The sequence below is a fragment of the Sphingomonas azotifigens NBRC 15497 genome (assembly GCF_002091475.1).
In the GTDB taxonomy this organism is placed as follows: domain Bacteria; phylum Pseudomonadota; class Alphaproteobacteria; order Sphingomonadales; family Sphingomonadaceae; genus Sphingomonas; species Sphingomonas azotifigens.
Genome location: NZ_BCTR01000001.1, coordinates 261,659 through 279,379, shown reverse-complemented (window position 1 = coordinate 279,379; position 17,721 = coordinate 261,659). Strand labels below are relative to the sequence as shown.

General features: G+C 68.8%; 14 protein-coding genes. 9 read left to right on the top strand and 5 right to left on the bottom strand.

Features of this window, described 5'->3' with window-relative positions; genetic code table 11:
- Positions 1–85: 85 nt before the first annotated feature.
- Positions 86–796, bottom strand: coding sequence for an alpha/beta fold hydrolase (locus tag SAZ01S_RS01150; protein WP_084579187.1), 711 nt, complete (start codon positions 794–796; stop codon positions 86–88).
- Positions 797–888: 92 nt separating this feature from the next.
- Between SAZ01S_RS01150 and SAZ01S_RS01145 the strand changes: the two genes are divergently transcribed.
- The 3 genes from SAZ01S_RS01145 to SAZ01S_RS01135 are packed head-to-tail and all read left to right on the top strand — an operon-like array spanning position 889 to position 3,853.
- Positions 889–2,946 carry a hypothetical protein gene (locus tag SAZ01S_RS01145; protein WP_245824473.1) on the top strand — a complete coding sequence of 686 codons (2,058 nt, stop codon included), beginning with the start codon at positions 889–891 and terminating at the stop codon, positions 2,944–2,946.
- Entirely contained in the window at positions 2,943–3,446 is a 504-nt protein-coding gene (locus tag SAZ01S_RS01140; protein WP_084579185.1) for a TadE/TadG family type IV pilus assembly protein, read from the top strand. The genes SAZ01S_RS01145 and SAZ01S_RS01140 overlap by 4 nt, the downstream gene beginning before the upstream one ends.
- A complete protein-coding gene (locus SAZ01S_RS01135) occupies positions 3,443–3,853 on the top strand; it encodes a TadE/TadG family type IV pilus assembly protein (RefSeq protein ID WP_084579183.1) in 411 nt (136 codons plus the stop codon). The genes SAZ01S_RS01140 and SAZ01S_RS01135 overlap by 4 nt, the downstream gene beginning before the upstream one ends.
- 41 nt (positions 3,854–3,894) lie before the next feature.
- Here SAZ01S_RS01135 and SAZ01S_RS01130 read toward each other — a convergent pair whose 3' ends face one another.
- Positions 3,895–5,013 carry a collagen-binding domain-containing protein gene (locus tag SAZ01S_RS01130; RefSeq protein ID WP_084579181.1) on the bottom strand — a complete coding sequence of 373 codons (1,119 nt, stop codon included), beginning with the start codon at positions 5,011–5,013 and terminating at the stop codon, positions 3,895–3,897.
- Between the two features lie 727 nt (positions 5,014–5,740).
- Between SAZ01S_RS01130 and SAZ01S_RS01125 the strand changes: the two genes are divergently transcribed.
- The 3 genes from SAZ01S_RS01125 to SAZ01S_RS01115 are packed head-to-tail and all read left to right on the top strand — an operon-like array spanning position 5,741 to position 8,941.
- Positions 5,741–6,070, top strand: coding sequence for a hypothetical protein (locus SAZ01S_RS01125; RefSeq protein ID WP_218017990.1), 330 nt, complete (start codon positions 5,741–5,743; stop codon positions 6,068–6,070).
- Positions 6,071–6,072: 2 nt separating this feature from the next.
- Positions 6,073–7,122 carry a multidrug transporter subunit MdtN gene (gene mdtN / locus SAZ01S_RS01120; RefSeq protein ID WP_084579179.1) on the top strand — a complete coding sequence of 350 codons (1,050 nt, stop codon included), beginning with the start codon at positions 6,073–6,075 and terminating at the stop codon, positions 7,120–7,122.
- A complete protein-coding gene (locus SAZ01S_RS01115) occupies positions 7,109–8,941 on the top strand; it encodes an FUSC family protein (RefSeq protein ID WP_084579178.1) in 1,833 nt (610 codons plus the stop codon). Before mdtN ends, SAZ01S_RS01115 begins: the two co-directional genes overlap by 14 nt.
- Positions 8,942–8,945: 4 nt before the next feature.
- Here SAZ01S_RS01115 and SAZ01S_RS01110 read toward each other — a convergent pair whose 3' ends face one another.
- Entirely contained in the window at positions 8,946–9,761 is an 816-nt protein-coding gene (locus SAZ01S_RS01110; protein ID WP_084579176.1) for a hypothetical protein, read from the bottom strand.
- 192 nt (positions 9,762–9,953) lie between these two features.
- Here SAZ01S_RS01110 and SAZ01S_RS01105 point away from each other — a divergent pair, with 192 nt between their 5' ends.
- Together SAZ01S_RS01105 and SAZ01S_RS01100 are read left to right on the top strand one after the other, a co-directional pair.
- A complete protein-coding gene (locus tag SAZ01S_RS01105; protein ID WP_084579174.1) occupies positions 9,954–12,716 on the top strand; it encodes an ATP-binding protein in 2,763 nt (920 codons plus the stop codon).
- 76 nt (positions 12,717–12,792) lie between these two features.
- Entirely contained in the window at positions 12,793–13,314 is a 522-nt protein-coding gene (locus SAZ01S_RS01100; protein WP_174596064.1) for a hypothetical protein, read from the top strand.
- A 15-nt stretch (positions 13,315–13,329) separates the two neighbouring features.
- Here the strand turns inward: SAZ01S_RS01100 and SAZ01S_RS01095 are convergent, their stop codons facing one another.
- Positions 13,330–14,292, bottom strand: a complete 963-nt coding sequence (locus SAZ01S_RS01095; protein ID WP_084579172.1) for a 3-hydroxyacyl-CoA dehydrogenase NAD-binding domain-containing protein — start codon at positions 14,290–14,292, stop codon at positions 13,330–13,332.
- A gap of 126 nt (positions 14,293–14,418) precedes the next feature.
- Positions 14,419–15,978 (bottom strand): TolC family protein, encoded by a 1,560-nt coding sequence (locus SAZ01S_RS01090; RefSeq protein WP_084579170.1) that lies wholly within the window; start codon positions 15,976–15,978, stop codon positions 14,419–14,421.
- 219 nt (positions 15,979–16,197) lie between these two features.
- Here SAZ01S_RS01090 and SAZ01S_RS01085 point away from each other — a divergent pair, with 219 nt between their 5' ends.
- Positions 16,198–17,640: a carboxylesterase/lipase family protein gene (locus SAZ01S_RS01085; RefSeq protein WP_084579168.1), complete on the top strand. Its 1,443-nt coding sequence runs from the start codon at positions 16,198–16,200 to the stop codon at positions 17,638–17,640.
- Positions 17,641–17,721: the final 81 nt, after the last annotated feature.

Genomic DNA, 17,721 nt, shown 5'->3' with positions numbered 1-17,721 from the left:
CAGGTAGCGCTACCATAAGGCGGTGAACGCGAATGACTACCCACAACCTGCACACGCAGGCGGCCCGATGCCAAAAGCGCTGGGTCTATGCGGCGGCGAGACCGCTTTCCGCCAGCCACGCGCGCAGCACCGCCGTGACCGCATCGGGTGCCTCGACCGGCAGCATGTGCCCGGCGCCCGGCAGGATGCGAATCGTGGCATGGGGGGCGAGCGCGTGCATCGCCGCGTGCTGCGCCGGCGGCGACCAGCGATCCTCATCGGCGGACAGCAACAGGACCGGGCCGCCATAGCCCGCCAGCACGGGGCCGGCATCGGCGCGGCCGAGCAGTGCGGCGATCTGCCCGAGATAATCCTCCAGCGCCTGGCCTTCGACCATCGCGCGCAGCGACGGCATCAACGCTGCGATCCGCGCGGGTGCCGCGCCCATCATCGGCGGCAGCCATGCCTCGGCCAGCGCGGCCATGCCCTGCCCCGTCGCGATGTCGATCATCCGCTGCCGCCCGGCCGCCTCGCCTTCCGCCGGTGGGTGGACGCCGGTATTGGCGAGCACCAGTCCGGCGATCCGGTCGGGCGCCTGCCGAACCGCCTCGAGCGCGACCCGGCCGCCCATCGAATGGCCGACCAGCACGAGTGGCCCTGTGGTCTGCGCCAGCACCGATCGCGCCATCGTCTCCAGCGAATCGAACCCCGGAAAGGCGAAGATCGGGCCGGGCAGCGCGTCCGCTACGGGCGCCCAGACCCGCGCGTCGCTGAGCAATCCGCAGAGGTACACGAGCGTCGGAGAGGGTGTGGACATGGACAGGAAGACCTCAGCTTCTGCGGCAACAAACAAGCTTTCTTAGGAGCGCGTTAACGGAAAAGCGAGGCATGCTGCCGTAGGGAGGCGACATGAACCTGTCGCTGCCCCTCGTCCTCGCGCACGCGTTCCGTGGGTTCGCCCGGGACGTGCGCGGTGCGGTGGCGGTGATCGGCGCGCTGTCGCTGACGAGCGTGCTCGGCGTGGCCGCCATCTCGGTCGATCTCGCGCGCGGCTATAGCCAGATGATCAGCAACCAGCGCACGGCAGACGTCGCCGCGCTGGCGGCGGCGCTCGCCTATCAGGGCGCCAATTCGAGCGAGGCGATCCTCCAGCCCACCGCCCGCGACCTTGCCGTGGCGAATGGCATGACCAACGCCGTGGTGACCGCGAGCGTGGTGAGCGATGTGCCGACCGCGGGTGCCAAGGCCGTTAAGGTCACCGTCACCACCCCGGTTCCGTTCGCGATCGCGACGGCGCTCGGCTATCGCGGCAGCTACAATGTCGGCGCCACCTCCTATGCGGCGCTCAGCACGGCGAGCCCGATCGCGCCGCCCTGCATTCTGGCGCTCGCCTCCACCGGCACCGGCATTTCCACCAGCGGCGGCGCGACCATCGACACGCCGGACTGCTCGGTCGCGGCGGTTGCCGACATTGCCAATAACGGCACGCGCATTTCGGCGAAGAACATCGTCTCGGGCAGCGGCAGCATCAGCAACAATTACGGCACGCTTTCCGCGACGCTGATGCGCTATGCCGGCAGCTTCACCAATCCGGACTGGAACACCAACGTTCCAACCAGCGACAAGCGCGTCAACGCCGCCACGCCGCTCGCCGATCCGCTCGCCAACAACACCGATCTCGCCAGCGCCCGCCAGCTCATCGGCACCAGTACCGCCCCCAACGCGATCGGCAACCCCACCACGCCCGCCGCGGCGGACTGGGTGATCGGCTGGACGCCCTCCAGCAACGTCGCCGGCTACCGGAACGCCAACTCGGCCAACTATGTGATCCCGGCCGGCAACTACACCATCGGCCGGCTGACCATCGACGGCGGGCTGAACGTCACGTTTCAGAGCGGATCGACGATCACCGTCGCCAATGGCGTGTCGATCGGCGGCGGCTCGACGGTGAAGTTCGGGAACGTCAATCTCTCGGTCAATGGCGGCTTCAACAGCGGCTCGAGCGGCGTGACGATGGGCGATGGCAGCCTGGCGATCGGCAGCGGCACGATCACCTTTGCCGGCACCAACAGCTTCGGCGCCGGGCCCGTGACGATCAACGGCACCGTGTCGCTCAGTGGCGGGACGACGCTCACGCTGGGCGCCGGCAACCACAGCTTCGGCGCGATCAGCATCGGTGGGGGCAGCTGGCTGAAGATGGGCGCCGGCGATCTCGACGTTCGCTCGGGCATCAGCGTCGACGGCAGCTCCACGCTCGCGGCGGGTGCGGGCGCCTATCGGATCGGTGCGGATTCGAACGGCAAGGCGATCACGCTCTCGGGCAGCGCGGTGATGCTGATGGGGGACGGAACCTTCAGCGCGGGGGGCGACATCAACACTGCGGGCGGCAGCCGCATCGTCTTCGGCCGCACCGCCAACCATCTGATCAAGGGCAACCTCACCGTCGCCGGCTCGGCGCTGTTCGGCACCAGCCGCTACACGATCGCGGGCAACTTCACCAACGGCACCGGGGGCACCACCTGGCCGTACACATCGAGCGTGACCAACCAGACCTATGGGTCGACGCTCGAAGGCGTGAGCGTCTCCGGGTACGACATGGCGGGCATCAACGTCTCGTTCATCCTGTCCGGCACGCTCAACCTCGCCGGTGGTGCCAAGACCTATCTGACCGCGAGCACGACCAGCGTCAGTGGCGGCGCCCTCGCCGACCTGCTGATCGACAGCCTGACCGGCAGCGCGACCAGTTGGGCGGCGGGCTCGCAGAACATCTTTGTCGGCGCCGTCCACCTGCCCAATTCGGATCTCACCATGTCGGGCGGCAACACCACCTTGTCGAACGGGCAATGCTTCATGCTGATCGCGCGGACGATCAGTGCGACCGGCGGCGCGGCGGCCGGATCGGCCTGCACGAGCATCACCGGCAGCGGCAGCAGCGGCACCAGCACGACGATCGGGCTGGTACGATGAGGCGCTTCGTGGATAACCGAAACGGCGAAGAGGGCGCGGCGACGATCGAGTTCGCCTTGCTCACCCTGTTCTTCTTCGTCTTTGCGCTGCTGGCGCTGGATGTCGCGAGCTATTTCGTCCAGCGCAGCCAACTGGCGGCGTCGGTTTCGGCGGCGTCGGTCTCCGCCTTTGCCAACCGCACGTCGGTGCCGTTCCAGACCCTGCCGACCTATGTGCAGAATGCCGCCAGGCTCACGACCGCGCCGCAGGTGAGCATCGCCTGCAACGGCGTCGCCAACGCTTGCGTCAACACCAGCCGCAGCTGTGCCTGCCTGTCGACGAGCGGCAGCTATGTCGGCGCGACCTGTGGCGGCAGTTGCGGCGCCGGCACCACCACCGGCTCGACCGCGGGCTATTACCTGACGATTACGGGCTCAACCCAGTACCGCGCGCTGATGCTGCCACGGGGAATGCTGAACGGCACGCAGATCACCCAGTCCGTAACGGTGCGGCTGCAATGAAGCGAATGTCGCTGCGGGAAGCGGTGCGCGGTGCCACGGCGATCGAATTCGCGCTGCTCGCACCGGTGTTCCTGATGCTGCTGTTCGGCATCATCGAGATCGGCCGGCTGATCTGGGTCAAGCAGGTGCTGACCGAGACGGCCTTCAGCGCGGCGCGTTGCGCTGCGCTTGCCTCGCCGTGCAAGACGACCGCCGATGTGCAAAGCTATGCGGTGGCGCGTGGGCTACGCTGGGGGCTGCGGGTCGATGGAAGCCAGACGACCTATACCGCCAGCACGACCTGCGACGGCAATAGCGGCAGCGTCCAAGTGACGATTCAATATGCCTTTGCGTCGCCGCTCGCCGGCTTCCTGCCGGCGCTGCCGACCAGCGTGCAGGCGCATGGGTGCTTCCCGAAACTGTCGTGAAGCAAAAGGGGGCCGACACGAGCCGGCCCCCCAGCGACGGATCAGGCGGCGACGGCCATCCGGTCGCGGCGACGACGGGCGATGGCGCCCATGCCGCCGATGCCGGCGAGCAGCATCGCCCAGGTCGCCGGCTCCGGCACGCCCGAGGGCGGCGGCGTGATGTTGGCGCCGGCATAGGTGCCGAGGTGGATTTCGCCGTTCAGCGTGAAGTTCTTGGCAACGATGCTGCCTTCCAGCGCGCTGCTGTTCGTAACATTGGCGAAGGGCGCCAGGATGCTGCCGTGGAAGCCCTTCAGCGACAGGCTCTGCGCTTCGTTGAAGTTCCAGATGACCGACTGGTTGAGCGACTTGTCGTTGACGTTGCCATTTTCGGTCAGGTTGGTGCCGAGCACGTTGATGATCGTCGTGATGCCGCTCGGCGCTCCGACGAACAGCTTGTCGAAGTTCGAGTTCGAGCTGGTGAACGCCGCCTCGGTCATGGTGAAGACCGCATAGCCATTCTGTGCACCGGCGAAGTTCAGCGCGCTGTTGGTCGAGGTGATCGTCGCCAGCGACGGCAGGTTCGCCAGCATGGTCGACAGGCTGGTCAGGTTGGTCTTGAGATCGGTCAGCTTGGCGCCGAGATCGGCCGCTACGTCGTTCGCGCCGCCCGCGGCGAGGCTCGCGTTCTTGACGGCGCCGTTGATGCCACCGACGGCCGTGCCGCCATATTGGACACTGTTGTTGTTGATGTTGAACTGCTGGGTGAGGTTGCCGCCGACGATCAGCGAGCCGTTCACCTGACCGTTGGTGTTGAAATCCATGCCGCCGACATTGCCGCCGATGCGGCCCGTCGTGCCGACGATGCCGTTCCCGCCGTTCGGATAGCCGGCCTTGAGGCGGAACGAACCGGTCGCGTTGCCGACCACGCTCAGCACGTCGAACGACGAGGCGGCGGCGCCCTGGTTCGGATTGCCGATGCCGAAGTTGGTGAAATTGTTGGATTCCAGCGAACCCGCGAAGGTGCGGCCTTCGACTTCCTGGCTGTTGGTGGTCAGCTTGTCGAACACAACGAGATTGAGTTCGCGCATGGCCTGGAGACCGGCTGCCGGATCGGGCGCAGCAACGGCCGGCGACGCTGCGAGAACGGCCGCAACGGCCAGGATCGACGATAGACGCATGAAAGCCCCCTCTTCAGAGTCGCAGTGTGAAAAACCAGCAGCCATACTGGCCGACCGATTCGAACCAATGCGGATCAAGTAATCGACAGAGCTTGCGAGAACTATTGACAATATCGGGTGCCTTTACCGATTTGGGACAATCGAGGCGCAGAGCGGGAAGAAGAGCCCGCTGCAGTCCGGTAGCAAGCGAACGCCGCGTGCCACCTTTTCTCACCGCGTTGGAACATGCCCGCGACACTAGCGGCAGCGTCCCCGATACGACTGTCGGCGCGCGGCGCATGCAATGCTTTGTTGTCGCGATAGCATCCAGCGTGAGGACACTTCCTCGGCGTTCCCCGCCGTCAATGGCGTATCGTCCGTGTCAAACGATGGTTCTTCCTCTGCCATCCGCATCCCGCACGACGTGACGGCCGGACCACTGCTCGCAAGCGCCCCGCGATGCCGCCGTGCTTCTCCCCTCCAGGAGCAGGCCGGATCCACATCGTTGGGGGGTAACGCGCACCCGGCCTGCTTCGGCGGCCGCCGATACGGATCAGCCCGGCCGCCGACATCCGGCCCGATACCGCGAAGGGCAACATCGGTCGACGCTGTACGCTCCAGCTTCTCCGAGCCGGAGCCATCCTGTCTCCTACCCGCCCGCACGCGGCCAGGACGTTAGCCTGTGTGAGGCCCGCTGCCGCACCCATGCTCACTTCCGATCCGTCGCGCTCCCACGCGAAAGGCGTCTATGCGCTATATCGGAGACGGCAACGTGCGTGCCAGCACCATCGGGACCCGGCTGGCTGTGCCGGGCGGCATCGCACTGCGCTGCGGTGCCGCGTTGCTGGTGATGCCAGCCGGTGGCTGTGCCCGCGGCGCGCCTTCGCTGGTGTTCTTCGGCGCCTATTTTCCCCTCTGGCTGGCCTGCATGGTGATCGGCGCAACGGTCGCGGGCGTCGCGCGAGCGCTGATGGTGGTTTCCGGCCTGTCGGAGCGGCTTCCCTATCAACTGCTGCTATGCACGGCGATCGGCACGTCCGCCGGTCTCCTCGTCGCCATGCTGTGTTTCGGGGTCTGAACATGCACGCGGAAGGAAAGCGCCGTTTCGGCATCGGCGCGCGGCTGGTGTCGCTCACCATCATCGCACTGGCGGTTGTGCTCGGCATCATCGTCTGGCAGCGCAACGACGCCCGTCCCTCCACCGACGATGCGACGATCGACGCCGACGTGGTGCACGTGGCGGCGACGGTCGGCGGCCGCATCGTCGAGATTGCCGTGGCCGAGAACGACCTCGTGCGCCCCGGCCAGCTGCTGTTCCGCATCGATCCGGTGCCCTATCAGCAGGCGGTCGCCCAGGCCCGCGCCGATCTGGCGATGGCCCGCGCCACCCACGTCACCCAGGGCAAGGCGGTTTCGACCCAGCGCACCGCCGCCACGGTTGCAGGCGACCAGATCGCGCGTGCCGAGGCCAATCTGGCGCTCGCCCGGCGCACCACCGCGCGGCTGCGCCCGCTGGCCGAGCAGGGCTTCGTCCCGCACCAGCAGCTCGACCAGGCAGAAACCACCGAGCGCGACGCCGTGACCAGCCTGCGCCAGGCCCGCTCGCAGAGTCAGGGCGCCACCGCCGCGATCGACGACACCGCGTCTTCGGCTGCGGCCATCCAGGCACGCGAAGCGGCGCTCGCGATCGCCGAGCATGCGCTCGCCAATACGGTCGTGCGCGCCGAACATGCCGGCCGCGTGGTTGGCCTCACCGTGCTGTCGGGCGAGATGGTCGCCCCCGGCCAATCGATATTTACCCTGGTCAACGCCGACGAATGGTTCGCGGTCGGCAATTTCCGCGAGACCGAACTGGCCAAGATCACGCCCGGCGACTGCGCGACCGTCTACGCGATGATCGATCGCCGGCAGGCGATCCGCGGCCAGGTGACGGGGATCGGCGCCGGGGTCCTCGATACCGACCGGGTCAACCTGCCGCGATCGGTGCCCTATGTGGAGCGCTCGCTCAACTGGGTGCGCGTCTCGCAACGCTTCCCCGTCCGGGTCCGCCTGGTCGCCCCGCCGGCAACGCTGATGCGGCTCGGCGCGAGCGCGGTCGTCCAGGTCCGGTCCGGCCGTGCCTGCCACTAGCGCGGCCGATCACCCGCTGGCCGGTGCCTGGGTGGCGCTTTGGGCGAACGAGCCCGGCCGCCTCGCCTTTGCCTTGCGGCTTACCCTGGTCTGCTGCGCCACCACGCTGATCAGCCAGTGGTTCGAAATTCCCGAACCCGCGCTCACCGTGTACCTCGTCCTGTTCCTAAACCAGCCCGAGCGCATGCGCAGCATCCTCCTCGCCGTGGTGATGCTGGCCTTCATCTCGGTGCTGATCGCGCTGCTGCTGCCGCTCACCGGGTTCCTGATAGACCGGCCCTTCTGGCGCGTGCTGGCGATGGTCCTGCTGTCCTTCGGCCTGGTCTTTCTCGGATCGGCCAGCCGGCTCAAGCCGTTCGCGGCGACGATGGCCTTGATCACCGCCTATGTGCTGGCGCTGCTGGGAGGCCTGCCCGGCGGCGAGCTAGCAACCCGCGGGCTGCTCTATGCCTGGCTGTTCGTCGCGGTTCCCGCCGGCGTATCGCTGCTCGCCGATCTGGTGCTGGCACCCGCGCCACGCGACCAGCTGGGGGCGCTGCTCGCGCGGGCGCTCGTGGCAGGGGCGGACCTCCTGGGTCGACCCGACGCGGCGTGCCGCCAGCGCTTCGAGAGGGCCCAACAACAGGCAGTGCTGGGCACGGCGCCGCTGCTGAAACTCGCGCGGACCGAGGCCACGTTGCCCCCGGCCGACGCCGATGCCTTTCGTACCGGCGCCGCGGCGACGATGCAGATCCTCGCCGCGATCGACCTGCTCGACCGCCATCCTGAGCCCAGCAAGCACGATGAAATTGCGGCCGCGCTGGTCCCGACGCTGCGGGCGATGGCCGCGATCCTGGCCACCGGTCGTTATCCCGTCGCGATTGATCCGCCCTGTTGGCCGGAGGGCATGCCGAGCGACCTAGCGCTGGTGCTTGCCACGCTGTCTGAAGCGCTTGCCCAGTTCACCACCGCGCCACCCCCGCCGCCCGCACCCGTCGCACACAAAGGCGGCTTCTTCGTGCCGGACGCGTTCAGCAACCCGGTGCATGTCCAGCACGCACTGAAGGTGACGCTGGCAGCGATGACCGGCTATTTCCTGTACGCGCTGTGGGACTGGTCGGGCATCCACACCGCGATGATCACCTGCTATATCGTCGGGCTCGGGACCGCGGCGGAGACCATCCAGAAGCTGTCGCTGCGCATCACCGGTTGCCTGGTCGGCGCTGCGCTCGGCTATGCGACGATCGTGTTCGTGCTGCCCTCGGTCACCTCGATCGCCGGGCTGCTGGCGGTCGTCGGCATCGGCTTATTCCTCGCCTGCTGGGTGGTGGCGGGCGACGCGCGGATCTCCTATGCCGGGCTCCAGATGGCCTTCGCCTTCCTGCTGTGCACGCTGCAGGGCAGTGGCCCGGGCTTCGATCTCACCATTGCGCGCGACCGGGTGATCGGCGTGCTGCTCGGCACCGCCCTGTCCTATCTGGTTTTCACGCGGCTCTGGCCGGTGTCGGTGACGCGCCGGATCGATCCCGCGCTCACGCGCCTGATCGCGGTCGTGCAGCAGAGCGCGGCGATCGGCGTCTCGGCGCGTCAGGCGCTCGCGGCCCAGGCGATGGCGATGACCGTCGAACTCGGCCGCTGGCTCGACCTCACCGCGTTCGAACCGCGGCCGCTGCGACCGGCGCGGGCCAGCGTCGAGGCGCGGCGTGGGCTGCTGCGGCGAATCGAACGGCTGCACGCGCCGCTGCTCCTGGGCGACGCCGGCGCGCCGGCCGAAGTGGACGCGATCGCGCAAGCCGCGGCGGCGTTCGAGTGCGGCCCGCCGCCGCCCGCTGGCGCGTAGCGCTTCACGCAGGCTCGATCACCGCTTCCGGCAGCCGCGCCAGGATTTCCGCCGCGATCTGCTCCTGTAGCGCGAGGTCGTCCTCCCCGGTCATGTCGATGCGGTCCGACCACAGGATCTGCCCCCAGCGGTTCGAGAGCTCGACCGACGTCCGCCGCACCTCCTTGGCCCGGCGGACCGTCCCGTGCAGGACGAAATCGGCGCCGACCTGCGCGGCTACATCGTCCAGCGAGTAACGGGACGCGCGGAACTGGAACATGATGGCCCGCGCTGCAACGCGCAGCCGCGGCGTGCGCTCGGCCGAATAGATCAGCTCGTCGGTAATCCCTGCGGCGAAGGACAGCTCGAGAGCGCACAGCGCGGTGAACGGCAACACCGCCAGCATCGGCGGCAGCACCAGCCCGGACGGCGAGGACGCCGCAAGGCCGTCGCCCTCCTCCCGCAGCAGGAAACACGGCGCATAGCTGCCTGTGGGGATCGTTACGATCACCGTGTCTGACCTGCCAGGCCCGGCATAATAGGTGGCGAGCTTGCGGCGTAGGCGCCGCGCCTCCACCCGCACGGTGGAATCGATTCGTGGATCATAGTCGATCACGCCGCCGTACAGCTCGATCCCGATCACCAGCTCCTTCAGCGTCGCGGCACGCCCCTCCAGCGCTTCCTCGACGACGAAGCGCAGAAAGGAAAACAGCTTGCCCGATCCGGCGAACGCGCGGGTGCGCAGGCGCTCCAGCTGGGCGCGGATCGCCTCCGGGGTGGGTTGGGTACTGGACGATTCGACGCCGGCACGGGCCGGCGCGGTAGCATCTGCGCGGCGCATACTCAGTCTCCCTTGTCTTGTTTTTGGCGGGGCCTTACGCGAGTCACGGATCGCCCCCCTCCGCAGCAGGTAAATACGCCCCGTTGCCGGGATTCCCGACTTAACAGGTGTGAAGAGCTGCTAATTCGCGATATGACAGCGCTAACGGTCGAGGGGGTGAGCTTGGAGAGAGCGGCTGTTGGTTGAGGGGTTATGACCGAGCGCATACTGCGCTTCGGCGCATTTGAACTTCGCCCGGAACGGGAACAACTGCTGAACGGCGGCGTCCGTGTCGGTCTTGGATCGCGTGCCATTGCGATTCTTGCGCTGCTCGCCGAACATGCCGGCGAAGTTCTGTCGATCCAGGAAATCACCGAGCATGTCTGGCCGAATCTGTTCGTCCAGGAGAACAACCTTCGCGTCCACATGAGCGCGATCCGCCGCGCGCTGCGCACGGCGCACGACGGCGATGTCGAGATCGTCAACATCCCCGGACGCGGCTATCGCCTGAGTGCCGATGTGGTGGTCGAGCATGCCGGCGAGGACGTGCTTGACGCCCCGCCCCCGCCCAGCTTCCGCCCGCTGCCGCTGCCCTTGCAGATCAACCGGCTGATCGGACGCGACGACAAGGTCGCCCAGGTGGTCCAGACGTTGCGCGAGCACCGGCTGGTCACCATCGTGGGCGCCGGTGGCATCGGCAAGACCAGCGTTGCGCTCGCGGCGCTGGACGTGCTCGGCGAGGGGACCCCCACCTGCTTCGTCGACCTGACCAACTGCAGCACCGTCGAACATGTCGCCGCGGCGGCCGCGACCGCGCTGCAAAGCCCGATGGGGCGTGACACCACCCCTTCGGTACTCGTCGACCACCTCCGCGCGTCGGAGCTGATCCTGCTGCTCGACAATTGCGAACACCTGCTCAAGGTCGTCGCCCATGTCGCGGAGGTGCTGCTGCGCTCCTGTTCGCAGGTGAAGCTGCTGGCGACGAGCCGGGAGCCGCTGCGCGTGCCGGGCGAGATGCAGGTCCGCCTCCAGCCGCTGCCGGTGCCGGCGCCGACCGCCACGCCCCAGGCGATCGCCGACAGCCCCGCGGTCGCGCTGTTCAGCGAGCGGCTGGCCGCCGCCGCCGGAGGCTTCGCCGTCGACCCGCACAATGCCCGGCAGATCGCGACGATCTGTCGCGCGCTAGACGGGTTGCCGCTCGCGCTGGAGCTTGCGGCAGCGGCGGTGCCGGTGGTCGGGCTCGAGGCGCTTGCCAGCGGGCTGACGCAGCGTTTGTCGCTGCTGGCGTTCGGTCGGCGCACCGTGGCCCGCCATGAGACGCTGGAGGCGATGCTCGACTGGAGCTTCGAGCTGCTCGACCGCGATGAACGCGCCGTGTTCGGGTGCCTGAGCTGCTTCCGTTCCAGCTTCGATCTCGCCGCCGCCGTGCAGGTGGCGGCGCTGGAGGAGGGCGAGGAAACGCGCACCGGGCAGGCGGTGCTGCAGCTGGCGGCGAAATCGCTGCTGGTCGTGGAGCCCTCGGCGCACGGGGTCGCGTACCGCCTGCTCGAGACAACCAAGGTCTATGCACGCCGCAAGCTCGACGAATCCGGCCAGGCGGGAATTGCCGCACGGCGGCACGCCAGCTGGGTGGGCGGCGTGCTTGCCCGCGCCCAGACCGATTGGCTGCGCCTTGATCGGGTGGCGTGGTGGGAGCGCTACGGACACACGATCGACGATGTGCGCGCGGCGCTGGCCTGGTCGCTGGACGCAGGCGGCGACCGGCGGCTCGGCATCCGGCTGACGATCGCGTCCGCGCCGCTCTGGCTCGGCGTGTCGCAGTTCGGCGAGTATAATGCGTGGCTGGTGCGCGCGCTCGACACGCTCAACGCCCTGGGCGAGGGCGGTGGGCAGGAGGAGATGCAGCTGCAGATCGGCCTGTGCGTGCTGCACTACAATGCCGATCGGCCCGGTGAGGCGTTCGTTCGCGCCGCCAGCCAAGTGCTGCGGATCGGCGAGCAGATCGGCGATCCGCTGGGCCGGGCAACGGGGCTGTGGCTGCTGTCCGGCCACCGCACGATCATGGGCGATCATCAGGCGGCGCTGGAGCTGGCGGAGCAGATGCTGGGTCCCGCTCCGGCCGGGCTGGACGCGGATCTGCAGGCCTTTGCCCGGCGGGTCATCGCGATCATGATGTTCCGGGTGGGGCGTGTGGGCGAATCGACCGCGATCAGCAGCGACGTCGTCGCCAAGCTCACCGGCCGCGGCGCCTATTCGGCGGCGCTGCGCTACGATCATTCGACGGTGTCCCGCGGCAACCATGCCGTGGCCCTGGCGGTGCAGGGTCGGCTCGAAAGCGCCAAGGCGATGATCATGGAAGCGGCGGTCGATGCGCACCGGCTGCGCAATCCCAACTCCTTCTGCTACCTGCTGGCCAGCGCCGCCTGCCCGATCGCGCTATGGCTGGGCGACGACGAGCTGGCACGGCATTATGCCAAGCTGCTGACCCACAATGCCGAGGCCAACTACTTCACCTATATGGCGGAACTTGGCGCGTGGTTCTCGCGGATCGCCGACCTGCGCCTCGGCAAGCCGCCCCACCCGCTCGCCCTGGACAAGCTGCGGCCGCCGCTGCCGCACGACCGGGACGTGTTCATCACCACCTGCACGGCGCTGTGCGATGCCGAAAGCGTCGCGCGGGCCGATACCGCCGCACCCAACTGGGCCACCGCCGAGATCCTGCGCGCGGACGGCGAAGCCCGGCGGCGAACCGGCGACCGGGCGGCTGCCCGCGCGCGGTTCGAGCAGGCCCTTGCCCTGGCCGAAGCGCAGGGCTGCGGGCTCTGGGCATTGCGCGCCGCGACGTCGCTGGCGCGGCTGGCGGAACCGGAGGAGGTCTCAGCTCTCCTGGCGCCGGCGCTTGCTCGGATCGAGGGCGAGGAGCATTTTGCCGATGTGCGCGCGGCGCGCGCGCTGCTGGCGGAGCCGGTCGGCTAACGGGCGCTTACCTCTTCCCGGGGGACGGCCCCCGTACCAGGATGGGAAGACATGCGACGACTGCCGATCGGGAGCAATGCTGGAAACGATTCTCCGACTGATGACCACCGGCGGCGTTTTCGTGGGCGTGGCGGCCGTCTATGCAGCATTGCGCAACCATACGCGCCAACTCAACGCACAGATCTTCCTTTCCTATTCGGACCGGATGCAGACCGTCCGGCACATCCTGCGCACCGAATTGCTGCCGATCTGGACCGCCGAGCTCTCCGAAGCGGAGACGGCCGGCGTCCTGCCAAGCTTGCTGCAGGTGATGCACATCATCCGCGAGCTGTATGAGCTGAAGGCGCAGGGCTATGTGGCGGCGCGGACCTGGGCGATCTGGTCGCGCGACATCGATCGCTTCCTGACCACGCCGATCGTGCGTGGCCTGCACAGCGAGATTCGGCACGAATTCCACGGGCACGACGACTTCATCGCCTGGATCGAGCGGCGCCGGGAAATCGCCTCGGCCGATCCGCGGACGCGGCAATGGGCCGCGCTCGCAGCAAGCCGCTGGGGCCCCGGTCGTCGCGGGCGCTCGCGCCGTCGACATTTGTGAGGCAGACCGTCCGGGTCAGCGGACGACGGGGACAAGCGGCTCCGCGAGCGCATTGATCACCGCCACCTCCTTGGCGTCGCGGGTCGCGGTGAGGTCTGCGATCGACCAGGCGCCGTAGGAATCGTCCGCCTGCAGCAGGATCAGCGCCTTGGTCTGTTCGTCCAGCCGCGGCGTACCCAGGCTCGCCCAGAGGCGCTCCACCAGCGGCCCCAGACGCTCCACGGACTCGGGCAATCCCCCGGCATCGCCGCCCAGATGCAGGGACAGGAACGGCCCGGCGGTCGCCCACCGCACGCCGACCGAGGTCGTGACGATGTCGTCCAGTTCCTCGACGGTCACGACGCCGTTGCGCACGAGAGACACGCATTCGCGGAAGATCGCGGCCTGAAGCCGATTGGCGACGAAGCCGGGGATTTCCTTGCGGATCACCCGCGTCACCTTGCCCAGTGCATCGTAGAAGGCGACGGCGCGCGCGATGACCGCGGGATCGGTCGTCGGCGAGGGCACCAGCTCGACCAGCGGCATCAGGTGCACCGGGTTGAACGGGTGCGCGATGATCAGCCGGGTCTGGTCGTGCATCTCGGTCTGCTGCAGCGACGCCGGCAGCCCGGAACTGGAGCTGCACAGCAGCGCATCGGCGGGCGCAGACGCTTCGATCAGTTCCCACACCGCCTGCTTGAACCCCGGGCGCTCGGGCCCGCATTCCTGGACGATGAAGGCGTCCGCGACGGCATAGCCATTGTCGCGCTCGAACCGGATCCGCGCGGCAGGATCGAACGGGGCATGGCCGAGCGCCACGAGCGACGGAATGGCCGCCGCGATCATCGCCATCGCCTTGCGTTCGATGTCCGGATCGGGATCGCTGATCACCACCTGCAGGCCGTGCGCCGCGAACAGGGCGGCCCAGGAGGCACCGACGACGCCGCCGCCGATGACCGCCGCCGTCTTGCCGGTATATTCGAGCAACGCCGAGTCCACGATGCTTCTCCTGCCCCCAGGCTAGCACGCCACGAGCGTCCGCGCTGCATCCACGCCGAAGTAGAGCCCGCGGCGGCGAGCCCCATGTAAGCTGCCGCTAGTGGGGGTGAGCCGGCGGGCTAACAGTCACTCCGGTGCGCCGTCGAGCGAGCCGGTGGCGAGCGCCAGCGTCGCCGCATTGCGCAGCGCGGCGGCCTTCGCGTCGGTGACCGCGTTTTCCGCCGAGAGCAATTGCTGGCGGGCCAGATTGACGTCGGTGATCGCCCCCACGCCGCTGCGATAGGCGGCAAAGGCGGCGTCGAAGCTGGTGCGAGCCGCGGCATAGGCTTCGCCCGCGGCGGCGTTCGCCTCGAGCGCCGATCGCAAGGCATTCTCCGCCGTGACGATTTGCAGGACGGCGCTGCTTCGGGTCGCCTCCAGCGATGCGTTCGCCATCTCCACCCGGTTGCGCGCCTGCGCGAGTCGCGCCGCACGCGTGCCGCCGTCGAACAGCGGGACCCGGACGCCCAGCATCAGGCTGCCGCTGGTCCGGTGGTCGGAAAGGTTGAGCGTCGGCTCCGCGCCCAGGCCGGGCAGCGAGGTCAGATCGTGGTTGCCGCCCGAATAGGCCGCCGTGCCGGACGCGAACACCTTGGGCAGGAAGTCGGCCCGCGCGGCCCGCACCCCTGCCTCGCTCGCCTTGCGGTTCGCCAGTGCCGCCAGCATGTCGGGTCGGCGGGAGAGCGCCTTGCCGACCGCCTGCTCCGCCCGGTCGGCCAGGCCCGTGGGCAAGGCGCGATCGCTGGAATCGGCGACCTGGAGGTGGGTCAGCGGCGACAGGCCGATCGCGGTGAGCAGATGGAGCCGTGCATCCTCGGCGGCGGCGTGGGCCTGGACGGCCGCGAAGCGCAGCTGCGCGGTGGCTTGGCGGGTCTGCGCCACCTCCATCACCGTGCCGACCCCGCGTTCGCGCCGCGCTTCGGCGGCCGCCTGGACCGCAGCCGCGATCTCGACAGCCTGATCGGCGGTGCGCGACCGGGCGCGGGCCGCGCCGTCGTCGTAAAAGGCAAGCGCCACCTCGTGGGTCACGCGCTGATGCTCGGCGGTGAAGGCGATGTTGGCGACGATCGTCTGTTGCCGCGATGCCTGGACCAGCGCGTCGCGCGCGCCGAAATCGAACAACAGCCATTCGAGCGAGAGCGCGACGACGCCGCCGGTCGAGCTGCTGTCGCCGCCGCCGGTCAGGCCCAGCCCCGACACGGTGGAGTCGCTCGTATGCAGGCGGCCGACGCCGGTTGCCGAGAGCTTGGGGCCGGTGCTGCTGCGAACGATCCCGGTGGTCAGCGCGGCATTGCGCGCCTCGTACCAGGCGATCCGCGCGCGCGGATTGGCGCTGTGCGCGAGGTCGAGCAGCTCGGCGAGATTGTACAGATGCTGCGGATCGGTCTCCGGGGCCGCCGGCAAGGCCGCGAGCGCCGGGTTCTCAGGGAGCACAAAGCTGCCGGCCGATGCCGGCGCGTCTGCCGCCTGCCCCGCCACCATTTCGCCGCTCGCGCTGGTGGCCGGCGTCCAGGGCCGATCATAGCTGGTCGGGGCGAGCCGCTCGCTCGACGTCGCGCAGCCGCCCAATGTCAGCGCCGACACCGCGGCGAGCCAGGCATGCGCGGGCCGATATGCCGCCGGATCGAGCGAAGAATGGCGGTGCATGGCGGTCGCGCCGGTCCTTTCGTGCGGTTCGCGGGCGCCCGGCCGCGCATGGCGCGCGCCAAAGGCAGTGGTCGCGCACCGGTAGCCGGGCCGACGATAAGGGGGAGGTGAGCAGCCGTGAGCGCACCGTCTGCGTAGCGCCATCGAACATGCTTGGTCCCGGCCCTCACTTCGCTCTACAAAGCGCTGCAAATCCGGTGGTTGAGGAGAGATGTGGAGATGAAGGCTTGGACGATGGCGCTGGCGTGCGCCGCCACGGCGTGCGCGACCCCGGGCGCATCGATGGCGCAGACCCGCGGTCCGGTGATCACGGTCGAAACCGGCAAGCTGCAGGGCAGCATCGATGCAGGCGTGGCAAGCTGGAAGGGCATTCCGTTCGCCGCGCCGCCGGTCGGTCCGCTGCGGTGGCGGGCGCCGCAGGCGCCGGCGGCCTGGTCCGGCACGCGCGCGGCGTCCGCCTACAGCCATGACTGCATGCAGAAGCCGTTCCCGAGCGATGCCGCCCCGCTGGGAACGACCCCGGCCGAGGACTGCCTGTACCTCAATGTCTGGAAGCCCATGGCGCGCACGCCGGGCGGCAAGCTGCCGGTGATCGTGTGGATCTATGGCGGCGGCTTCGTCAATGGCGGCGCCTCCCCGCCCACCTATGCCGGCGCGAACATGGCCAGGCAGGGGGTGCTGTTCGTCAGTTTCAACTACCGGCTGGGTCGGTTCGGCAGCTTTGCCCTGCCCCAGCTCAGCCGCGAGAACCCTGATGGCATGCTCGGCAACTATGCCTTTATGGACCAGATCGCCGCGCTCCAATGGGTGCGGAAGAACATTGCGGCCTTTGGCGGCGACCCCGCCAATGTGACCATCATCGGCGAGAGCGCCGGCGGCATGTCGGTCCACGCGCTGGTCACTTCGCCGCTGGCGCGCGGGCTGTTCCACAAAGCCGTGGTGATGTCCGGCGGCAACGCCCAGACCGCGGCCAGCGCCAGCCTGCAGGATGCCGAGGCGATCGGCGAGAATCTCGCGCGCGCGCACGGCATCGATCCCGCCGCGCCCGATGCGCTCGCCCGCCTGCGCGCGCTATCGGCCGAGGAGGTGACCGACGGCCTCAGCATGATCGAGCTGTTCGCCCCCAAGCCGGGGCCCCGCACCTATGGCGGCCCGATGCGTGACGGCATGCTGCTGGTCGACCAGGCCAAGGCCTATGCCAGCGGCAACTTCGCGAAGGTGCCGATGCTGATCGGCGCGACCAGCGCAGACATGGGCGGCAAGACCGGCTTCATGATCGCCGGCGCGCGCGACGCCAGCGCCATGGCTGCGGCGCAGAAGGTGCCGGTCTGGGAATATCGCTTCTCCTACGTCGCGGAGTCGATCGGCAAGCCCGGGGCCGGGCACGCGACCGACATCCCCTTCTTCTTCGACAATGCCGCGATCAAATATGGTGCGGCGACAACGCCCAGGGACGGGCAGGTCGGCAAGACGATCAGCGCCTATCTCGTTCATTTCGCCCGCGCCGGCGATCCCAATGGCGGCGGGCTGCCGCACTGGCCGCGCTTCACCGTGCAGGGCGACGAGCTCCTCGACTTCGCCGCCGACGGCAAGGCTATCGCTGGCCGCGATCCCTGGGGTGCGGAGATCGACGCCGATCGGGCGCGGGCGACGAAGCCCTAGGCGCGGATCGACATTCGCGATTCCCAAACGAGTTGATCGCTGATTCATAGGGATCCGTGTTGAGACGCGGGGCAAGTGATG

Excerpts from the sequence above, each read along its gene's own strand:
- SAZ01S_RS01150 (WP_084579187.1), bottom strand. The coding sequence starts at position 796 with ATGTCCACACCCTCTCCGACGCTCGTGTACCTCTGCGGATTGCTCAGC.
- SAZ01S_RS01145 (WP_245824473.1), top strand. The coding sequence starts at position 889 with ATGAACCTGTCGCTGCCCCTCGTCCTCGCGCACGCGTTCCGTGGGTTC.
- SAZ01S_RS01140 (WP_084579185.1), top strand. The coding sequence starts at position 2,943 with ATGAGGCGCTTCGTGGATAACCGAAACGGCGAAGAGGGCGCGGCGACG.
- SAZ01S_RS01135 (WP_084579183.1), top strand. The coding sequence starts at position 3,443 with ATGAAGCGAATGTCGCTGCGGGAAGCGGTGCGCGGTGCCACGGCGATC.
- SAZ01S_RS01130 (WP_084579181.1), bottom strand. The coding sequence starts at position 5,013 with ATGCGTCTATCGTCGATCCTGGCCGTTGCGGCCGTTCTCGCAGCGTCG.
- SAZ01S_RS01125 (WP_218017990.1), top strand. The coding sequence starts at position 5,741 with ATGCGCTATATCGGAGACGGCAACGTGCGTGCCAGCACCATCGGGACC.
- mdtN (WP_084579179.1), top strand. The coding sequence starts at position 6,073 with ATGCACGCGGAAGGAAAGCGCCGTTTCGGCATCGGCGCGCGGCTGGTG.
- SAZ01S_RS01110 (WP_084579176.1), bottom strand. The coding sequence starts at position 9,761 with ATGCGCCGCGCAGATGCTACCGCGCCGGCCCGTGCCGGCGTCGAATCG.
- SAZ01S_RS01105 (WP_084579174.1), top strand. The coding sequence starts at position 9,954 with ATGACCGAGCGCATACTGCGCTTCGGCGCATTTGAACTTCGCCCGGAA.
- SAZ01S_RS01100 (WP_174596064.1), top strand. The coding sequence starts at position 12,793 with ATGCTGGAAACGATTCTCCGACTGATGACCACCGGCGGCGTTTTCGTG.
- SAZ01S_RS01090 (WP_084579170.1), bottom strand. The coding sequence starts at position 15,978 with ATGCACCGCCATTCTTCGCTCGATCCGGCGGCATATCGGCCCGCGCAT.
- SAZ01S_RS01085 (WP_084579168.1), top strand. The coding sequence starts at position 16,198 with ATGAAGGCTTGGACGATGGCGCTGGCGTGCGCCGCCACGGCGTGCGCG.